The organism is Leptolyngbya boryana PCC 6306, assembly GCF_000353285.1.
Taxonomy (GTDB): domain Bacteria; phylum Cyanobacteriota; class Cyanobacteriia; order Leptolyngbyales; family Leptolyngbyaceae; genus Leptolyngbya; species Leptolyngbya boryana.
This window is the reverse complement of the sequence record NZ_KB731324.1, coordinates 3,056,477-3,076,320: the sequence shown is the minus strand read 5'-3', so window position 1 is coordinate 3,076,320 and position 19,844 is coordinate 3,056,477. Positions and strand designations below refer to the sequence as shown.

The 19,844-nt window shown below is 46.9% G+C and carries 12 protein-coding genes; 6 read left to right on the top strand and 6 right to left on the bottom strand.

Annotation, left to right across the window (positions count from 1 at the left end; translation table 11 throughout):
* The first annotated feature begins 75 nt into the window (after positions 1 to 75).
* Together LEPBO_RS37175 and LEPBO_RS0115460 are read left to right on the top strand one after the other, a co-directional pair.
* Positions 76 to 468: a response regulator transcription factor gene (locus tag LEPBO_RS37175; protein ID WP_017288466.1), complete on the top strand. Its 393-nt coding sequence runs from the start codon at positions 76 to 78 to the stop codon at positions 466 to 468.
* 5 nt (positions 469 to 473) lie between these two features.
* Positions 474 to 1,901: a sensor histidine kinase gene (locus tag LEPBO_RS0115460; protein ID WP_017288465.1), complete on the top strand. Its 1,428-nt coding sequence runs from the start codon at positions 474 to 476 to the stop codon at positions 1,899 to 1,901.
* A 45-nt stretch (positions 1,902 to 1,946) separates the two neighbouring features.
* Here the strand turns inward: LEPBO_RS0115460 and LEPBO_RS0115455 are convergent, their stop codons facing one another.
* Entirely contained in the window at positions 1,947 to 7,781 is a 5,835-nt protein-coding gene (locus LEPBO_RS0115455; protein ID WP_017288464.1) for a HAMP domain-containing protein, read from the bottom strand.
* A 276-nt stretch (positions 7,782 to 8,057) separates the two neighbouring features.
* Here LEPBO_RS0115455 and LEPBO_RS0115450 point away from each other — a divergent pair, with 276 nt between their 5' ends.
* On the top strand, positions 8,058 to 8,399 hold the full coding sequence (locus LEPBO_RS0115450; RefSeq protein WP_017288463.1) for a hypothetical protein: 342 nt from the start codon (positions 8,058 to 8,060) through the stop codon (positions 8,397 to 8,399).
* Between the two features lie 112 nt (positions 8,400 to 8,511).
* Here the strand turns inward: LEPBO_RS0115450 and LEPBO_RS0115445 are convergent, their stop codons facing one another.
* Together LEPBO_RS0115445 and LEPBO_RS0115440 are read right to left on the bottom strand one after the other, a co-directional pair.
* On the bottom strand, positions 8,512 to 9,279 hold the full coding sequence (locus tag LEPBO_RS0115445) for a hypothetical protein (protein WP_017288462.1): 768 nt from the start codon (positions 9,277 to 9,279) through the stop codon (positions 8,512 to 8,514).
* Between the two features lie 79 nt (positions 9,280 to 9,358).
* Complete coding sequence (locus LEPBO_RS0115440; RefSeq protein WP_017288461.1) at positions 9,359 to 10,243, bottom strand: alpha/beta fold hydrolase; 885 nt, start codon at positions 10,241 to 10,243, stop codon at positions 9,359 to 9,361.
* Positions 10,244 to 10,414: 171 nt separating this feature from the next.
* On the opposite strand from LEPBO_RS0115440, the gene LEPBO_RS0115435 reads away from it, so the two are divergent.
* The 3 genes from LEPBO_RS0115435 to LEPBO_RS0115425 all read left to right on the top strand — a co-directional run bounded on the left by LEPBO_RS0115435 (position 10,415) and on the right by LEPBO_RS0115425 (position 14,076).
* The gene (locus tag LEPBO_RS0115435) at positions 10,415 to 11,374 is read left to right on the top strand and encodes an aldo/keto reductase family protein (protein ID WP_017288460.1); all 960 of its coding nucleotides are present in this window, start codon (positions 10,415 to 10,417) and stop codon (positions 11,372 to 11,374) included.
* Positions 11,375 to 11,466: 92 nt separating this feature from the next.
* Positions 11,467 to 12,477, top strand: a complete 1,011-nt coding sequence (gene trpS, locus LEPBO_RS0115430; RefSeq protein ID WP_017288459.1) for a tryptophan--tRNA ligase — start codon at positions 11,467 to 11,469, stop codon at positions 12,475 to 12,477.
* A 633-nt stretch (positions 12,478 to 13,110) separates the two neighbouring features.
* Entirely contained in the window at positions 13,111 to 14,076 is a 966-nt protein-coding gene (locus LEPBO_RS0115425; RefSeq protein WP_017288458.1) for a methylenetetrahydrofolate reductase, read from the top strand.
* A gap of 455 nt (positions 14,077 to 14,531) precedes the next feature.
* Here the strand turns inward: LEPBO_RS0115425 and LEPBO_RS41005 are convergent, their stop codons facing one another.
* The 3 genes from LEPBO_RS41005 to LEPBO_RS0115400 all read right to left on the bottom strand — a co-directional run bounded on the left by LEPBO_RS41005 (position 14,532) and on the right by LEPBO_RS0115400 (position 19,801).
* A complete protein-coding gene (locus LEPBO_RS41005; protein ID WP_017288455.1) occupies positions 14,532 to 16,247 on the bottom strand; it encodes an SUMF1/EgtB/PvdO family nonheme iron enzyme in 1,716 nt (571 codons plus the stop codon).
* A gap of 86 nt (positions 16,248 to 16,333) precedes the next feature.
* Positions 16,334 to 18,559, bottom strand: a complete 2,226-nt coding sequence (locus tag LEPBO_RS0115405; protein WP_017288454.1) for a transglutaminase TgpA family protein — start codon at positions 18,557 to 18,559, stop codon at positions 16,334 to 16,336.
* Between the two features lie 42 nt (positions 18,560 to 18,601).
* The gene (locus LEPBO_RS0115400; RefSeq protein ID WP_017288453.1) at positions 18,602 to 19,801 is read right to left on the bottom strand and encodes a DUF2252 domain-containing protein; all 1,200 of its coding nucleotides are present in this window, start codon (positions 19,799 to 19,801) and stop codon (positions 18,602 to 18,604) included.
* Positions 19,802 to 19,844: the final 43 nt, after the last annotated feature.

Here is a 19,844-nt window from a genome sequence, read left to right as displayed (position 1 = left end):
GTGATCGTTGTCCCTTCAAGATGAAAATAGATAGAAAGTGAATTCTCTAGGGCGAAACTGTCTGAGTTACGAATTATGCCTCATGTCTTACTGGTTGATGATGAAGCACCCTTACGGGATAGCCTAAGCTACGCTTTGCAGAAGGAAGGCTATCACGTCACAACCGCAGCGGACGGTGCTGCTGCCTTAAAACTCTTTCATAAGCAAGTACCAGATGTAATTTTACTGGATTTGATGCTGCCAGAGGTGGGAGGTATGGAAGTGTGTTGGCGCATTCGAGCGTTTTCTGATGTTCCCATCGTCATGCTGACAGCAAAAGATCAAGATCTCGACAAAACCTGGGGACTCGAAGCCGGAGCCGATGATTACATCACCAAGCCGTTTAACACACGGGAATTGCTAGCGCGGATTCGGGCAGTGTTGTTGCGGCGGCATTCAGCAGGTGAAGGATCAGCGATCGTAGAGTAAGGGCAATGCGGCTTAAACCATTGAGTTCAATCAAGTGGAATTCCTTACACACAAAGCTCTTGGTCACTTACTGGTTGCTCACAGTGCTAGGAACGTCACTGATGGCAGGGTTTCTGCTGCAATCGCTGTCTCGCTACTTTATCCAGATGCGACAAACCGATTTAGAAAATTGGACGACTGCGATTAGCGAGAGTGTTGCAGATGAGTTAGAACAGCAGAATATTGCGCGAGTTCAACAGTTCATGCAACGCTACGGGAAGCCCGAAACTATAACGCTGCGCGTTTTGAGTCCACAAGGGCAGCTCCTCGCATCTTCTGCCCAGACAGACCGTCACATTACAAACTGGCTGGCGGTTCCGGGGGTGCAAGAAGCTTTGCAAAATCGGACAGTGCAGGGAACAGCGAAAGGGATATTCTCAGGCGACGATCGCTTGTATGTTGCACGCCCGATTTGGCGTAATGGGCAGTTTCTCGGCGTGCTGCGAATGTCAGTGACGCTAGAACAATTCCAACAACAGTTTTCATTTTTATGGTGGACGGTCATTGGGACGCTCTTGCTGACCATGATTCTATGTGCGGTGATTAGCGATCGCTTAGCTAGAAGTGTTTCTATCCCCATACAAACGATGCGAAATTTTGCCATTCGTTTAGGCAGCGGTCACTTTGGTGACAAGTTAAGTATTCGTCAAAGTAATGAGTTAGATGAACTTGCGAACGAACTCAATCGTATGAGTGAACGGTTAGCGTCATTGGATCAAGAGCGGCGTACTTTTCTCGCAAATGTTTCACATGAACTGCGTACCCCCATTAGCAATATTCAAGTGACAGTAGAAGCCCTGCAAAATGGAGCAGTCGAAGAACCGAATTTGCGCGATCGCTTTTTTCAAACCATTGAAGATGAAACACGGCGATTAGCCCGCTTGATTCATGACCTCCTCGATTTGGGGCGATTAGAAGCGGGGGCAACGGTGCTAGAGCAGCAGCGAATTGACCTGAGGCAGTTAATCGATCGGGCAGTTCGAGCGGTAGAAACGCGAATGCAGATGCACCACATGTCGTTTCATCTCAATATTGCAAGGGTTTCCCTCGTTGGTGATCCAGAGCGACTTTTGCAAGCTTTGCTGAATATTTTGGATAACGCTATCAAATATTTCAAAGAACATTCTCAAGTTTCTATCACGGGGACACGTGACGGTCAGCACATCATCATTATCATTCAAGATCAAGGTCCTGGCATTGATCAAACTGCATTGCCCCGAATTTTTGAGCAGTTTTACACGGGTGATCCGTCGCGAAAAGGTAGTAGTACAGGATTAGGGCTTGCGATCGCACAACGCATTATCCAAGCCCATGAGGGCACGATCACGGCAAGTAGTACGATTGGGCAGGGAACTAAATTCACGATTTGTTTGCCTGTTCGATCCATGAAGTAATGCCGAATGTAGGAGGCATCTCTATGCCTCCCAAAAACAATAGAACTAGCGCTGAAGCCAAACTCGAAGTACCGAGAGAAGTTGATCAGTTTCGACAGGTTTCGTGATGTAGTCTGATGCTCCGGCTTCCATACATTTTTCTCGATCGCCTCGCATTGCTTTTGCAGTCAGTGTAATGATCGGTAAGTTGAGGAACTGGTGGTCTTGTCGAATTGCTCGTGTTGTTTCATAGCCATCCATTTCTGGCATCATCACATCCATCAACACTAAATCAATATCTGGATGTTCTTGCAGCATCGTAATGCCTTCTCGACCATTTCCGGCATAGAGAATTTCCATCTGATATCGCTCTAGAACACTCGTCAACGCAAAGATATTCCGCATATCGTCATCGACGATGAGAATTTTTTTGCCTGCAAGTGTTCTATCCTCTTGCTGCGATCGCTCTAGCATCTGTCGCTGCATTTCTGGTAAGTTCGCTTGCACTCGATGCAGGAACAAAGCAGTTTCATCCAGCAAGCGTTCTGGCGATCGCACATCTTTGAGAATGATAGTGTCTGAAATGCGTCGCAGTTCTCGTTCTTCTTGAGCAGTCAGATCCTTTCCGGTGTAGATGATAATGGGTAAATGGATGAGGCTCGGTTCTTGCTTGACTTGCTCTAGGAAGGCAAATCCATCCATATCAGGCAATCCTAGATCGAGTACAAGACAATCAAAGCGTTGCGACCGCAGCATTTCTAGCGCTTCTGTCCCAGTTCCTACAGCCGTACTGACGACATCCGTATTGCCGATCAACTCGACAATGCTTTGACGCTGCACGTCATCATCTTCCACAACCAGTAAAGTTTTCACGGGACGCTCGACAAATTCTTTGATACTTGACAGAGCATCGCGCAGAGATTCACTGTTCACAGGCTTTTGCAGGTAAGCGATCGCACCCTGTCGTAAACTCCGCTGTAAGCCTTCCTCGACGGACATGATGTGAACGGGAATATGGCGAGTAGCATTGTGATGCTTCAGCCGATCTAACACCATCCAACCATCCAGAATAGGCAGGCGAATATCGAGCATGATTGCCGTCGGTTTAAACTGCTGTGCGAGTTCTAGACCAACATTGCCGCGCGTTGCAACGATGCCTTTGAAGCCTTGCTGCCGTGCTACATCGAGTAAAATGCGAGCAAAATTCACATCGTCTTCGATCATCAGCAGGGTCAAGTCTCCAGGCTGAATGCTGTCTCGGTCATCTTCGATCGTTTGCTCAAGCACTGTAATTGCTGGTTCTGGCGGATTACTGGTCGAGGTTGGAGCTTCAGAGGCGGATTGCATTGCCGCAGACCTAACTATCGGAGATGGGGACGCAGCGATCGCTGATGCAGATCTAGAGGAATCCCAACGCCCGCTATCATTTTGGGGGAGATAGAGCGTAAAAGTGCTGCCTCGCCCAAGTTCGCTTTGTAATCGAATTTCGCCTCCTAACAATCGAGCAATTTCTCGACTGATCGATAAGCCCAAGCCTGTCCCGCCGTACTTGCGACTGGTCGTCCCATCTGCCTGCTGAAAGGCTTCAAAAATCACCTGTTGTTTGTCCGGTGCAATACCAATTCCAGTGTCAGAAACGGCAAACGCAATCACACGATCGGCACGATTCAGGATGTTTTGATCAAAACTCCATCCCCCAGTTTCAGGACTGACTCTAAGGCTCACTTGACCTTGTTCAGTAAACTTGAACGCATTCGAGAGCAAGTTTTTCAGCACTTGCTGTAACCGTTTCGCATCGGTGTACAAACTGCGCGGCAACTGTGAATCAAAGTGCATCTGAAAATCAAGTTTGCGATCTTGGGCAACTTGCCGGAAGGTGCGATCGAGATGATTTCGCAGGTCAGTAAATGACATGGGTTCTGGATCGAGCGACATTGTTCCCGATTCGATTTTCGCGAGGTCGAGAATGTCATTGATCAGTCCGAGCAAGTCATTTCCAGAAGAATAGATGGTGCGAGCATACTCGATCTGCTTATCCGTGAGGTTGTTCTCCGTGTTGTCGGCAAAGAGACGAGCCAGGATTAATAAACTATTGAGTGGTGTTCGCAACTCGTGGGACATATTCGCCAGAAACTCAGACTTGTATTTAGAACTTAAGGCAAGTTGTTCGGCTTTTTCTTCTAGCGATCGACGCGCATGTTCAATCTCTTGGTTTTTGCGTTCTACTTCCCGGTTTTGCACGGCTAATAGTTCAGCTTTTTCCTGGAGTTCTTCATTGGTTTGTTGGAGTTGCTCTTGTTGGTTTTTCAGGAGTTCTTCAGAAGCTTTCAGCGATTGTGCTTGTTGTTCTAATCGTTGATTGGTTTCTGTGAGTTCTTTCTGTTGACTTTGGAGTTCTTCTGCCAAAGATTGCGACTGTTTGAGGAGTTCTTCGGTGCGCATACTCGCCGCGATCGTATTGAGGACGATCGCAATACTTTCGGTCAACTGATCGAAGAAAGTTAAGTGAATATCGCTAAACCGAGAGAATGAAGCAAGTTCGATCACCGCTGTTACCTGTCCTTCAAATAGCACAGGTAGTGCAACTGCATTTAATGGAGCCGCTTCGCCCAATCCCGAACTAATGGTGATGTATTCAGGCGGTACTTCAGTCAGCAAAATGCGTTCTTTTTCTAACGCACATTGTCCGATCAGCCCTTCTCCAAGTTGGAAGCGGTTTCCTAAGTGCTTGCGCTCTCGATAAGCATAGGTGCTGAGGAGTTTGAGATAAGATGCACGATTTTCGCTCGCTTCCATCAAATAGAAGACTCCGTGCTGTGCCGATACTAAGGGAGCCAATTCTGACAAAATCAGTTTGGAGACGGTTTCTAAATCGCGCTGACCTTGTAGCATTCGCGTGAACTTCGCCAAGTTGGTTTTGAGCCAGTCTTGTTCGGTGTTCTTTTGCGTCGTTTCGCGCAAGTTGGCGATCATCTGGTTGATATTGTCTTTGAGAACCGCGACTTCTCCTTTGGCTTCAACAGAAATCGATCGCGTTAAATCTCCCTTCGTGACCGCCGTTGCAACTTCAGCGATCGCTCTTACTTGCGTTGTTAGATTCGCTGCAAGTTCATTCACGTTGTCGGTCAAATCGCGCCACGTTCCTGATGCCCCCGGAACTTTCGCTTGTCCTCCCAGTTTGCCTTCACTTCCAACTTCTCGCGCAACGGTAGTCACTTGTTCTGCAAACGTTGCCAACGTATCAATCATTTCGTTGATCGTGTCAGCTAACGTTTCGATTTCACCTTTGGCATCGAGCATTAACTTCAGTTTCAAGTTTCCGTTCGCAACCGCAGTTACCACTCGTGCAATACCTCGCACTTGTGCTGTGAGATTGCTTGCCATCGAATTGACGTTATCAGTGAGATCCTTCCAGGTTCCAGCGACTCCAACGACTTGCGCTTGACCGCCTAACTTCCCTTCAGTTCCTACTTCTCGCGCCACCCGTGTCACTTCAGAAGCAAAGGAACTCAATTGATCGACCATTGTATTGATGGTGTTTTTCAGATCGAGAATTTCTCCTTTGACATCAACGGTGATCTTTTTAGAGAGATTGCCATTCGCGATCGCAGTTGCGACTTCTGCAATGTTCCGTACCTGTGCTGTGAGATTGCCTGCCATCAAATTGACGTTATCAGTCAAATCTTTCCAAGTACCACCCACACCTCGGACATAGGCTTGCACACCTAACTTTCCTTCAGTACCCACTTCTCGCGCGACTCGTGTGACTTCCGAAGCAAACGAATTGAGCTGATCCACCATCGTATTGATCGTGTTTTTCAACTCCAAAATCTCGCCTTTGACATCGACCGTAATTTTCTTTGACAAGTCGCCATTTGCGACCGCCGTTGTAACTTCAGCAATGTTTCTCACTTGTGCGGTTAAGCTTCCCGCCATAAAGTTCACGCTGTCGGTGAGATCTTTCCAAGTTCCAGCAACGCCCTTAACTTCTGCTTGTACTCCGAGTTTGCCTTCGGAACCCACTTCCCGCGCCACTCGTGTGACTTCAGAAGCAAATGAGTTAAGTTGATCAACCATTGTATTGACGGTATTTTTCAACTCTAGAATTTCACCTTTGACATCGACGGTAATTTTCTTCGAGAGATCCCCATTTGCGACCGCCGTCGTCACGGCTGCAATGTTTCTCACTTGTGCAGTTAAACTCCCTGCCATGAAGTTCACACTATCGGTGAGATCTTTCCACGTCCCTGCAACCCCTCGAACATCTGCTTGTACTCCAAGTTTTCCTTCGGAACCCACTTCTCGCGCCACCCGCGTCACTTCTGACGCAAATGAACTGAGCTGATCCACCATGGTGTTGATCGTGTTCTTCAGTTCGAGAATTTCGCCTTTGACATCGACGGTAATCTTCTTCGAGAGATCCCCATTTGCCACAGCTGTAGTAACTTCAGCAATATTTCTGACCTGTGCAGTCAAATTACCTGCCATGAAGTTCACACTGTCGGTGAGATCTTTCCAAGTTCCGGCAACGCCACGCACTTGAGCTTGTACCCCTAACTTCCCTTCTGTTCCGACTTCTCGCGCCACCCGTGTTACTTCCGAAGCAAAAGAATTAAGCTGATCCACCATGATGTTGATGGTGTTCTTCAGCTCTAAAATCTCGCCTTTGACATCGACGGTAATTTTCTTCGAGAGATCACCATTTGCCACGGCTGTGGTTACTTCGGCAATGTTCCGCACTTGTGCAGTTAAGCTTCCCGCCATAAAGTTCACGCTGTCCGTGAGATCTTTCCACGTACCTGCAACGCCTTTGACCTGTGCTTGACCGCCAAGCTTTCCTTCTGCTCCTACTTCTCGTGCTACCCGTGTTACTTCCGAAGCAAAAGAATTAAGCTGATCCACCATTGTATTAACAGTGTTTTTTAACTCCAGAATTTCACCTTTGACATCGACGGTAATTTTCTTCGAGAGATCCCCATTTGCCACGGCTGTGGTCACTTCTGCAATGTTCCGCACCTGTGCGGTCAGATTGCCTGCCATCGAGTTGACGCTATCAGTCAAATCTTTCCACGTCCCTGCAACCCCTCGAACATCTGCTTGCACTCCAAGTTTGCCTTCGGTTCCCACTTCCCGCGCCACTCGCGTTACTTCTGACGCAAAGGAATTGAGTTGATCGACCATTGTATTGATCGTGTTTTTCAACTCTAGAATTTCACCTTTGACATCGACGGTAATTTTCTTCGAGAGATCCCCATTTGCCACGGCTGTGGTTACTTCGGCAATGTTCCGCACTTGTGCTGTGAGATTGCCCGCCATCGAGTTGACGCTATCGGTCAAATCCTTCCATGTACCCGCAACTCCGGGCACATCTGCCTGCACGCCCAACATGCCTTCGGTTCCGACTTCCCGCGCTACTCGCGTCACTTCTGAGGCAAAGGAATTGAGCTGATCGACCATTGTATTGACGATTTGAGCCGTTTGCAGAAATTCTCCTTGCAGAGGTCTACCATCAATCTCAGTCGCGATCGTTTGGGTTAAATTTCCGGTTGCGACTGCCCGAATCACTCGTGTCGTCTCAGTCATCGGCTGTACTAAGTCGGTAATCAGCGTATTCACAGAGCCGATCGATGCTTTCCAAGCGCCGCGCGCATTGTCGATCGTCGCTCGTTCACTAATTTTTCCTTCTTTGCCAACCACAGTGCTGATGTGTTCTAGCTCGGTTGCCATTTGCTCATTCATCTCGATGATGTCATTGAGCGTATCGGCAATTTTTCCTGCAATTCCAGTTTGATCGATCGGCATTCGGACAGAGAAATTTCCCCTTTTTACTTCAATCAGTGTTCTGAGAAGCTGCTGAAGATCAAGATTATCTGATTCGCTGGTGAGAGGTGCGGTTGTCATAGCAAAGTGAACGGGTAGTTTAAGCCAAAGTCAGAATTTTCTCTGCTTCAATCCAATACCAGAGACATATTCGGACTCATTATCCGTCTTCTATATCTATGAATGGCTTCTACCAATGGAGGTAATCTTTGCTGCTTTCTATCTTTAGATAGAAGATAATACACAGCTATCAACCTATTTTAACGCGGGCGTAGTATAGTGCTTTGCTTAGCACTTCGCTAAATTCATTGCTTAGATTGTAGGTCTTGCTCATTTAACTTAGAAAGGAATTCTCTTTTGAAAGGTCAGTCATTTAATCAAGAACCCAGTGCCGAAGATTTCAATCATTTAGTCGAGTCTGTCGTCAAAGCTGTATTGAAAGTAGGTCAGAGCCAAAATCTAGAAGAAGCGATCGTCATTCGCAATGAACTGCGTCGTCTGCCGGATGGACTTCTCACCGAGGTTCTCAATCAGGTGATCCTGCATCTCGTGTCAGTCGATCCGCTCCTATGTCGCTGGTTTATTATTGATGTCTTTCTCCGCGATGCTCCAGCAGAAGGAAGAGCAGATGTAGCAGAACGAATCAATCTCTTATTAGCAGATCTCAGATCAAACGAGTCTTCTGACCCCCAAATCTAATCTTATCCGAAAGGCTTCAGTGATATGTTTCTCATGCTCTAGGCAAATCGATTTACCAATCACTAGAGGAATATAGCAATGGAGCGGCAAGCCCTGACTAAAATCGTCTTGCTTATGCAGACTTAAAAAAGCGAATAATTTCTCGAACATGTTCTAAAAATTGTCCGTCTGCTGTAATTTGCGCGATCGCTTGTCGAGCTTCACGAGAGAGCCGTTCGTGATCGGCTTGATTCGTCGATCGCAACTCTTCTTGAAGCGATGCGAGTCGAGTCAAATCTTGGCGCAGTGCAAGCATTTCTCGCTGTTGAGTCGCTACCCAAGAACTAGGATTCTCGGCATCGAATTGAGTTTCTAACCGCTCAGCTGTACTTTCTAGCGTAATCAGGCGGTTGCGAAGTTCTAGGACATCTTCACGGGGATATTTGAATTGTTCGCGTAGGGTTGCAATCCGAAAAGCAAAGTAGCGATAGGTTTGAATTGCAGGACGTAATCCAGTCAGGAGTAAAGCTGCACCTGAGCCGATATAGCCAACCGGCGTAATTTCCGCGATCGCGAGTGCATACAAAGCCAGTGCAGACAGCCCATGCAGCACAAGTACAACCCAGAGCGAGCGAGATTGTACCTGTCTGAGATAGTTGATTTGTGCGGGATCAACTGAGATATTTGCATCCGTTGAAAATTCTGCTTCTGCGATCGCTTCTCTTGCTGCAAAGTGAATGTTCCAGGGAACCGTAACAATCACCACTAACCAACCAAAAATAGCAACTCCAATCACCCAATCCAAAAAGCTTCCCGTTGGAATGTTCAGCCATTGTAATCCACCGAAGCAAAGCAAAACGAGTGCTACGATCGAGAAAGCAAAACTTAAATATGCAGACATCGCACGATACCTTCAAAGCTTGTGGCTTGATTGTGCGAGGTCAAGCTTTGAAGGAGCGAATCACTTATGCCAGTTTTCATTACGCCACAAAATCAAGGATGTGTTGAGCAGTAATTTCTGGTTTTTCAAGGTGGGGAACATGTCCACATTGCTCGATCCAGATCAACTGACTGTTCGCGATCGCGCTTTCAAATTTTTTTGCATCTTTTGTGCCTAAAATTTGGTCAGAGTCACCCCAGAGAATCAAGGTAGGACAAGCGATTTGAGAGATTTTATTGCTCAAAAAGTTATAGCCGCCGCTCTTGGTAAACGCAATTAAAGCTTCATTCCAGCGAGAGAGTTTAAGATGCAATGCAGCACAGAGTTCAGCATCTTCAGTGACAAAGCTCGCATCACAATATGCTTTCAAACTGACACTGCGCCGCACATTCGGTTTTCTGAGAAATTCGGTTGCTAGATAGCCGAGCGGGGGAATCAGAAATTTACCGATCGCAGGGCCAGCCGCAAAACCTGCACTATCGAGTAAGACCAGTTTTGCAACTGTTTCAGGATAAGTTAGGGCAAAGTCGATCGCAGCAGCGCCTCCCATTGATGCACCGACTAAAACTACAGGACGCGCAATCTTCTCCTTCCAAAAATCATAGAGATGCGTTTTGATGGCTTCTGGGCTAAATGGCGTATTGATTGGGCGATCGGTAAACCCAAATCCGAGTAGATCAACCATCCAAGTGTCATGATGGCTTGCAAGCCGAGGAAGCAATCGCCGAAATTCAAATACTGAACTATCAAAACCGTGGAGTAAGAGAATTGGGATTCCGCCTTCGCCTTGATGCACATATGCAGTTTCAATCGATTCCAAGCTGATTGAAGTTGGAATGGGAGCGCGCCGAATTTGGCGGGCTAGCGCGATCGAGGTTTCTTCAGTGAGTTGGGAGACTTCGGACGGTAAAAAGCTTTCAAACATTGACAAGGCTGGAATGGACTATTTTCAATCCTTTCACATTTTTGTCTCTCTTTCTTAAACTCTACGCGGCAAGATTGTGAGGAAAGCAATCCGTCCGATAGAGGAGTAGAAATCAAATGCTCTATAAGATAGGTCGGTTTAGTCAATTGCTTCATTCAAGAGGAAATCATTATGAAATATCGTAGGTTAGGAGATAGCGATCTCAATGTTTCAGAAATTATTCTAGGTTCTTGGCTCACTTATAGCGGCGGAGTTGAGCGACAAAATGCTGAAGCTTGTGTGCATAAAGCTTTTGACGTTGGGATTAACTTTATCGATACGGCGAATGTCTATGGTAGAGGATCAGCCGAATCGTTTTTGGGAGAAGTTTTACAGGGGATCGATCGTTCTTCCTACGTTCTAGCAACTAAAGTGTACTTTCCCATGTCCGACACGGATCAAGGATTGTCTGCCGCTCAAATTCGCAAACAAATTGATGCGTCGCTTCAGCGCTTGAAAACGGATTACGTCGATCTCTATCAATGTCATCGCTATGACGAGAACACTCCTTTAGAAGAAACGATGACGGCTTTAACCGAAGTCGTTCAACAGGGGAAAGCTCGCTACATTGGCTTTAGCGAGTGGAGTCCATCTCAGATTCAAGCCGCTTTAAATCTTCCGAATGTGGCGAAGTTTGTTTCGAGCCAACCTCAATACTCGATGCTATGGCGGAAGCCCGAAGCGGAAGTCTTTCCTTTATGTGCTGCCAACGGAATTGGACAGATTGTTTGGTCGCCGCTTGCTCAAGGAGTATTGACCGGGAAGTACAAACCGGGTGAAGCTCCACCTCAAGATTCGCGCGCAGCAAATAGCCAGATGAATGGATTTATGGGAGATTTTCTCAACGATCAAATTTTGAGCGCGGTGCAGGATTTGAGCGCGATCGCGGAAGAACTGAATATCTCGATGGCACAGCTTGCTCTCGCTTGGGTGTTACGAGATCAGCAAGTAACAGGTGCAATTATTGGGGCGAGTCGTCCTGAGCAAGTGGAAGATAATGCAGCGGCTTCTGATGTGACGTTGAGTGCAGCAGAATTACAAGAAATCGATCGGATTTTGCAGCCTGCTCTCACTGCGACAGCGACACGGTAAGTCTGAATTGCAGATTAGCCAAAAAATCAGGATTTAGTCGCCAAGAGTTTGCTAAATTCATTGAGTAACGACGGGCGACTAATTCTAATTGTATGACTAAGCAGCGTGTTCTTTCTGGCGTTCAAACCACCGGAAATCTTCATCTTGGCAACTATTTGGGAGCCATTCGTAACTGGGTCGAAGGGCAAAACCAGTACGACAACTATTTTTTCCTTGCTGATTTGCACGCTATTACCGTCCCGCACGATCGTACAACGCTGGCAGAAAACACTTACGAAGTTGCGGCACTCTATCTTGCGTGCGGACTTGATTTAGAACACACAACCATTTTTGTTCAATCTCATGTCCCCGCTCATGCTGAATTCGCATGGCTCTTAAGCTGCATTACTCCGCTCAACTGGCTCGAAGACATGATCCAGTTCAAAGAAAAGCGGATTAAACAAGGGCAAGATGTCGGTACGGGCTTGTTGACTTATCCGGTTTTGATGGCTTCAGACATCTTGCTGTATGAGCCGGATAAAGTCCCAGTGGGCGAAGATCAAAAACAGCATTTGGAATTAACGCGCGATTTAGTCGATCGCTTTAATTTCAAATTCGCGACTCCTGAAGCTCCGGTGCTCAAACGTCCCAATCCTCTGATCCGAGCCGATGGCGCGCGGGTGATGAGTCTGACCGATGGCACCAAGAAAATGTCAAAATCTGACCCGTCCGAACTGAGCCGCCTGAATCTGCTCGATCCGCCGGATGTGATTCAAAACAAAATCAAACGCTGCAAAACTGACCCAGTTCGAGGGCTAGAATTCGGCAATCCAGAGCGTCCAGAATGCAACAACTTACTCACGCTGTATATGTTGCTCTCTGGCAAACCCAAGGATGAAGTCGCAGCAGAGTGTAAAGACATGGGTTGGGGACAATTTAAACCCCTGTTGACGGAAACCGCGATCGCGGCGCTTCAACCGATTCAGGAAAAATATCACGCCATTCGAGCCGATCAAAGCTACTTAGAGTCTGTTCTACGATCGGGAAGAGAGAAAGCTTCTGAAGTTGCAAATCAAACTTTGAATAAAGTGAAGAAAGCAATGGGATATACGCTTCCTAGTTAAAGAACTGCAACTGTGTATAACACTGCTGTTTGATTTGTCAGATCTTGCCAGTTGGAGGAATGGGGGAGTAGAGAAACTTGCCCCTCTTCCCCAATTTCACAACCAATTTAGGACTGCTATGAAAACATGAGGAGAGATTATTTGAGACTTGTTTCATCAATCCTAAAGTCCGCAAAAATTCGACTGATTTCTCAAATCAAACTTTTCACTCAGTCTTTCAGAGACTTCGCTTGGCTTTAACCTGCCAAGGTATCTCGATTCGCAGATAGGCTTCAGTAGATGACCTGAGTAGAAATTATGCAAAATATTACATTTTATACTGGAGATAAACCCATGTTTTTTCTAGGCTGCCAGTATAAACTGAGTAAATAGAAGGGGCAAGCCGGAGATTATTTAGTGAAAATACGGCTTTTACCATTTGCGTTAGATCGTCGCAGTACGAAGGATTTCGGATCGGTCTCGGTACTTTTTATACAAAACAGATGCAATCCTTTTTAGTGTAAGTATTGTGTAAAGATTTAATTACGCTCGATTTTCTTGCCGATTCTGTAAAAGTTTCGCGAAAAAACTTCAAACCTCTCAACGTTCCCCGATACGCTAGTCAAGAAGTTGCACTTTTAACGATCGTTGCTCATGACCTATCCTCAAATCTCACAGCCCCTCGGTCACGCCCCGCTTTCTGCGTTCCGTACAGCCGCTCGAAATGGCGAATTTCTTGTCACTGCTGAAGTTGCGCCTCCCAAAGGCACTGATCCAACTCATATGGTGCAGATGGCGCAAGTGCTTAAGGGAAGAGTACATGCGGTCAATATTACAGATGGCAGTCGGGCTGTGATGCGGATGTCTTCGCTCGTTTCGGCAGCATTGCTTTTGCAGCAAGGAATTGAACCTGTTTATCAAGTTGCTTGTCGGGATAGAAATGCGATCGGGCTACAAGCGGATCTGCTCGGTGCTCATGCTTTGGGGATTCGGAATGTTTTAGCTTTAACGGGTGATCCGTTAAAGGCAGGGGATCATCCTGAGTCGAAAGCGGTGTTTGAGCTTGAATCAGTGCGCTTGTTGCAGATGATTAGTAAGCTCAATGGCGGCAGTGATTGGAACGATAAAGAATTGACGGATGGAGAGACGGATCTGTTTGTTGGTGCAGCAGTTGATCCACAATGTGCGAGTTGGTCAGGGTTACAGAGACGATTTGAGCGGAAAATACAAGCAGGGGCACAGTTTTTCCAGAGTCAGTTGATTACTGATTTTGAGCGATTGGATAAATTTATGAACGAGATTGCTGCGGGGTGCAATAAGCCTGTGTTAGCTGGAATTTTCTTACTGAAGTCGGCAAAAAATGCGCGGTTTATTAATCGGGCGGTTCCAGGGGTGAATATTCCAGACCATATTATCGATCGCTTAGAAAAAGCTTCTGATCCTTTACGTGAAGGAATGGTTATTGCGGCTGAGCAAGTCAAACTGGCAAAAGAGGTCTGTCAGGGTGTGCATATGATGGCAGTAAAGCGCGAAGACTTAATTCCAGAGATTCTAGATCTGGCAGGTATTCCAGCGATCGCAAAGCAAACTGAACTAATCTCAGCAGTAACTCTTAGCTAGATTCTTTATCTTCCATAGCATTCACCTGTCCCGGAATGGAATGCCGGGACGGGATAGAACGAAGCGAGGAAATTGTTGATACTTTTCAAAATCCTTTAACGTCGATCGAACATTCACGCCTGATGTTCAATTCCTCGCTAATGTCGATCGATACATCTCTAACGTCGATCGATGAATCATCATTGATGATCGAACATTCACGCTTGATGTTCAATTCCTCGCGAACGTTGATCGATATACTCGTGAATGACATTCAATGATTCGCTCACGATGATCGATCACTCACAAACGATGATCGATCTCTCGCGATCGACATCTAATGAATCACAGACGACGATCGTTGATTCAACGATCGCAAATCATCCCAAAATGCTCAAAAAATTTATTCGCGCTCTGCGCGAATAAGAAGAGAAAAGAAACAAGAGCAAAGGGCTAAAAGGCAAGAGAGCAAAGGGCTACAGAGTCCTCGGCGCAGAACACACAACGCGAAAACCGAAGTGGTAGGTGCGAGCCCCCGCAACAGCATTGAGGCGAGTCGCAGAACGGCAAAGCCTCGGATTGTTGAACCAGGAGCCGCCCCGCAATACTCTGTAGTCGCTTTCCACTTCCCAAACATGACCATCCGTAGGCGCATTTACATAGCTGTCATGCCACGCATCAGCGCACCATTCCCATACATTTCCGTGCATCTCATACAGTCCAAACGCATTCGGAGGAAAACTTCCGACTTCGATCGTTGTTTCGCGATACTTCCCTTTCGCTGCATTCGCATATGTGTACTTGCCGTTGTAATTGACTAACTCAGGTGTAATCGTTTCTCCAAAATGGAATGCTGTCGTCGTTCCAGCCCGACACGCATATTCCCATTCAGCCTCGCTTGGTAATCGGTATCGCTCTCCCGTTTTCTGAGTTAATCGCTCGCAAAACTCAATTGCATCTTCCCAAGACACTCGTTCAACAGGTCGATTATTGCCTTTGAACTTAGATGGATCTGGTTCGAGATCTCGATTGATTTTGGGGAATTGGGCGATCGCTTTCCATTGCGCTTGAGTCACCGCATACTTACCCATGAAAAAAGGCTCGATCGTGACTTGATGCTGCGGCTTCTCACTATCTTTTGCTTCTAACTCTCCCTCTCCCGCACCCATCCAAAAGGTTCCACCTGGAATCGCAACCATATCGAGAAAGACACCTTTCGCGAGTTCTTCTCGACGGTAACTCACTTGACTTTGATGACGATCGATTTCCTGTCCTCGATCGTTGACCGTAATCACTTCAAAGCTAAAAGTCGGCAGCGACGGCTTCGGAGGAACAACAATCACAGGTTCTGAGACAGAAGCCAGAACATTTTCAATGATTGCCACCGCATCTACATCACTCAGATTTAATCTCTGTTGTGCTCGATCGAGGAGTGATTGAATTCTCGATGTGACTGATCCTTGAGGCTTGATTAGCGCGATCGCTGCTTCTCGAAACTCCTGAAACGGTCGAATTACTTCAGCTTCAAGTGCTTTCGCTCGATCCTCAGAAAGCTGAAAACTCTTGCGCGAAATCTCCAGCAGAATCCGACTCTCAGGCGAAATCTCGCCCCCATCCTGACTCAGAACAAACCAAACCTCTTCTCGATACTGATTCTCTCCCTGTCCCGACTCGACAATCTCTTGCACGATCGCGTCCGTCTCTCGACCCACCTCTTCTGAAGTCGAACTCTCTAGCAAGCGTTCTGCAATCCGCTGAACTGCACCCTTTACCCCGCGCACAATATCCAGAAACGCCTCATCTCGATTTTCCCAAGTTGTCACAGGCTTCGCATTCTTCGGATACGCCTGCAACTTCGCAAACGGTTCATCCTCCCAATCACAAGCGCGCAAAATAATCGGAATCACACAAGCCGTCCCCGCCTCATGCTGCTCCATTGCCTGCGTCAACTCCACACTAGAACAATAGTCTGAATGAATAAACGCCGGACTAATCAGCAACAAAATCACATCAGCAGATTTGAGATTGCGATCGATTTCCTTCGCCCAGTCCGCCCCCGCATCAATTTTTCGATCGTGCCATTCTGCGATCGCACGACTCCGCCGCAACGAACTCAAATGCTTCCCCAGTTCTACCCTAAGCGGCTCATCCTCATGCGAGTAAGAAACGAAAACATTAACAGCACGTACCATTGAGAAAATTCGTCGGTGAGAGGGCTTTACTTATTGTAGGGTGCGTTTTATTACGAGAGAAGCGAGTCGTTCAGCACAACTATCTACTAACGCCGCGATCGCCCTTTCATCACTTCCTTCAACTTCCGCTGCAACTCCGGCAAATCCGGCACCAATCGACCATAGCGCCAACTCACATAAGCCTGAGAAATTTCTTCAATCACAGCAGCCCGATCCGGTTGTTGAGTTCGCTTTGCCTGTCGTGCATACTCCAATGGAGTCTCAGCAGAATGTTTCTGAAAGCCCTGCTTTGCTAACTGGTTCAGCATATTCTGATAAAGCCGCTCCATCGGTCGCAAGCGCTGCATGCGCTGATACTGTCGCCATCTTTGCCAGCCCTGCACACTCAGCCAACCCAAGAATCCAAGACTAAACAAAATAATCGAAGCCTGAAAGAAACCTGATAAGCCCTGATTCAGCAAACCGAAGAACCCAGAGAGCGTAGTTCTGACAATTTTGAAAATCTCAGCAAACCAAGCCGTAACCGGAGAAGGCAACCATCCTGCCACCCAACTCCAAAACCGTTGCACCAAGCTAAACGGCTGATACTCCTCTACCGAAGGCGGAATTAACTCATGTCCAGGAATCGGATCGATCGTAAACCAACCCGATCGCGGCACTTGAATCTCTGTAATCGCATAAGCATCCGTATTGCGGACAATGTATAGCCCCGTAAACGGATTGAATTCTCCAGGTGCAAAGCCCGCGACTAATCGAGCCGGAACTCCAATCGATCGCAACATTAGCGTTAATGCCGTTGAGAAATGATCGCGATCGCCGCCTTGATTGCGTAGAAATGCCTCAACCACATCTTCGCCCGGTTTCAACTCCTGAAAATCTTGAATCCGATAGCGCTGTTTCAGATATTGACCCAGATAGAGCGCTTTCTCATAATCTGAATCAATCGGTCTCTCAGACGTTGCTAAAATTCGCTCTGTTTCCTCTGCTAATCGCTGCTTCAGCCGAGTTGGAAGTTGCACATAGGGGCTATTTTCTGGATACTTTGCTTTGAGCGAATTCAACCGTAGCAGAGTGCGATTGCGATAAGGCACATCTGAAACCACGCTATAAGTCATGCCAGAATGCAATTCAACCGGCGATCGCAGACCGAATTCAGTATCGATCGCAATCTCATCGGTTGGAAAATACAATTCCCGAGGAGCCGAAAGCGCCGGAATTAAATTCGGCAGATCAGACAAAATCGTGAACGTCTGAATCACTTCTTTTGTCTCGCTCATCGTCACCGGAGGCGAAAGAAAGAATCGATATGACCAAGGTGTCCGCTTAATCGTTCTCGTTTGAGCATTGCGAGACACGTCCCACCCTTGTCCGGTGTAGCGATCGAATGCCATCACCCGCCAAAATCCCTCAATCTGCGATCGCACCCGCATGATCACCCGTGGCTTCAAAGGTTTGCGGCGATTTTGACTAATGCTGTTTCCAAAGCCTGGATAAAGCTCATCACTGCGATCGCGCACTTCTCCCCGTTGCGCTGAACTTCCTCCGCCTCGGACTTGTGATTCTAAGGCACTCCGACCTGCACCTGGAGTTCTAATCTCTCGATTATCAAATCTTTCCTGAACCGTTATAGGCGCACTTACAGGAAACATTCTCAGTTGATAGCCAGGAAACCGTGGCATCAGCAGAAAAAATACTAATCCCAAAGCAACGACGATCGCGAAAATCATTGGCAGCTTACCAAAGGTAATTTTCTGCAATCGACTGCGATCGACTTTGACATCACTCACGCCCAACCGTGAACTATAGTCCAACATCAACGTCGGAAGCGCGATCGCTAAAAAGGCAACCAGCAAGCCACCAAAGAGCATCGTTTGACTTAAAGTACTTGCGAGCGAGAGCAACACAAGCCCAATCATCATCGAGTAACCCAGATCCTTGCGGCGCGGCAAATCGAATGTATGCAAAACCTGCACTTGAATGAGAAATTCTGCTAAAACGAGCCGAGTATCGCCCGTCTGCCAAGCCGTCGGTAGCTTACTAAAAAACGTGAGTAATGCGACCATCATCGCGATCGCCAGTAAGAATTTAAATCCAGTATTCTTCTTGCGACGACAGTACCAACTCCAACTCGCCCCAATTGCACTCAGCGGAATTGCCCACAGTCCAATGTGAGTTTCTGCGGCTAAGTCAATTGCCAAAATTCCAATCGTGACGAGCGATTGGGCGAGTACTCGAAACAAAATCGAGTCTTCAGGCTGAATTTCTGGAATGACTTGAATTCGGGGTTTGAACTGTTGCCACCAGTTTTTCATGGGAGAAAAGAGTGAATTTCCAACCCCCAGAGTACCCCTTGATTAGCCTTCATTGACCTGTGCTTTGAATTCTGCGTAGTCTCGCTCAACTTGTACGGCATACGATCGAGCATAGTCAAGTACAGAATCGTGCCAGACCGAAGCAGTTTCAGCGAATGCGATGAGATCATCTGCGATCGCTGATTTTTGTCGCCCTGTACTACGCATTTGTCCCCAAGCTGTGACTTCTGCCATGGTTTTGATCACTTTTTTCAATCGCTTTATTTTGCCATTGCTTTTATCGAGGTCAACGCGATCGGCAGTCGGTTGAAGTTCGCGTAAGACGTAAGATTTTTCTGCAATGGTTAATCCATGTAACAAGGCTGGCGGAGATTCTTGAAATCGATTTTGAATGGCAACAATGCGATCTGCTTCACTGTTCCAATCAGGCTGTAGGCACGGAGTATATGCTTGCAAGGAAGACGATCGAGATAGCTTGAGATCTAATAGATAGTTCTGATTCGGTGAGCCATTGCCTTCGACTAAGATCACATAGCGTTCGAGTCCCAAACTTCCGGTTCCTGCAATTCGATGCATCACATCGAGAATTGTGTAAAACTCTGGTTCTGGATATGTTTGAGTGCTTTCTGCGATCGCTTCTATTACCCTTTCGCGCTCGGATTCTGTCGCGGGTTTCGTTTTGCCTTCAATAAGTTTGAGCGATCGCACTTTTGATTTCAGTTCCGTTCGTTCATCTAGAAAGTCTTTGCGTTTCCGCGTTTTCAATCCTAGTAACAATTCCCGAACTAACCCGGTTGACACTTCACCATGAACAGTTCGATCTTTTCCGGTCAAGAGTTCTTTGATATAAGTTTCGAGGAAGCAACGGCAAAGTGCGATCGCTGTTTCATCGTCAATATTGAGCGTATGAGCGCCAACAATCACACTCGTTAAAAACCGCACAACATCCCAAGTACAAGGGGCTAAGAGCGCTTCATCAAAATCATTGACATCAAAATAAACTAAGCGATCGTCTCCCTTGAAGCTGCCAAAATTCTGTAAATGCAGATCGCCACAACTCCAAACAGGCGGTGCAGAGGCAAAAATGCCTTCAACTGGTAAATCCTGATAAAACAGATGACAAGTTCCTCGCAAAAACGAAAACGCATTTTTTGCCATCGTTTGATATTTGAGTTTCAGCAGTTCAGGATCGCGCCCCTGATTAAACTCATGAATGCGATCGACAACAGTTTGATTTGACATTTGGAGAAATAAAAACAGGACAATCTAATTTAACGGATTCGGA

Coding starts and splice junctions, on each gene's coding strand:
- LEPBO_RS41005 (WP_017288455.1), bottom strand. CDS start 16,247: ATGGTACGTGCTGTTAATGTTTTCGTTTCTTACTCGCATGAGGATGAG.
- LEPBO_RS0115455 (WP_017288464.1), bottom strand. CDS start 7,781: ATGACAACCGCACCTCTCACCAGCGAATCAGATAATCTTGATCTTCAG.
- LEPBO_RS37175 (WP_017288466.1), top strand. CDS start 76: ATGCCTCATGTCTTACTGGTTGATGATGAAGCACCCTTACGGGATAGC.
- LEPBO_RS0115460 (WP_017288465.1), top strand. CDS start 474: ATGCGGCTTAAACCATTGAGTTCAATCAAGTGGAATTCCTTACACACA.
- LEPBO_RS0115435 (WP_017288460.1), top strand. CDS start 10,415: ATGAAATATCGTAGGTTAGGAGATAGCGATCTCAATGTTTCAGAAATT.
- LEPBO_RS0115445 (WP_017288462.1), bottom strand. CDS start 9,279: ATGTCTGCATATTTAAGTTTTGCTTTCTCGATCGTAGCACTCGTTTTG.
- LEPBO_RS0115405 (WP_017288454.1), bottom strand. CDS start 18,559: ATGAAAAACTGGTGGCAACAGTTCAAACCCCGAATTCAAGTCATTCCA.
- trpS (WP_017288459.1), top strand. CDS start 11,467: ATGACTAAGCAGCGTGTTCTTTCTGGCGTTCAAACCACCGGAAATCTT.
- LEPBO_RS0115400 (WP_017288453.1), bottom strand. CDS start 19,801: ATGTCAAATCAAACTGTTGTCGATCGCATTCATGAGTTTAATCAGGGG.
- LEPBO_RS0115440 (WP_017288461.1), bottom strand. CDS start 10,243: ATGTTTGAAAGCTTTTTACCGTCCGAAGTCTCCCAACTCACTGAAGAA.
- LEPBO_RS0115425 (WP_017288458.1), top strand. CDS start 13,111: ATGACCTATCCTCAAATCTCACAGCCCCTCGGTCACGCCCCGCTTTCT.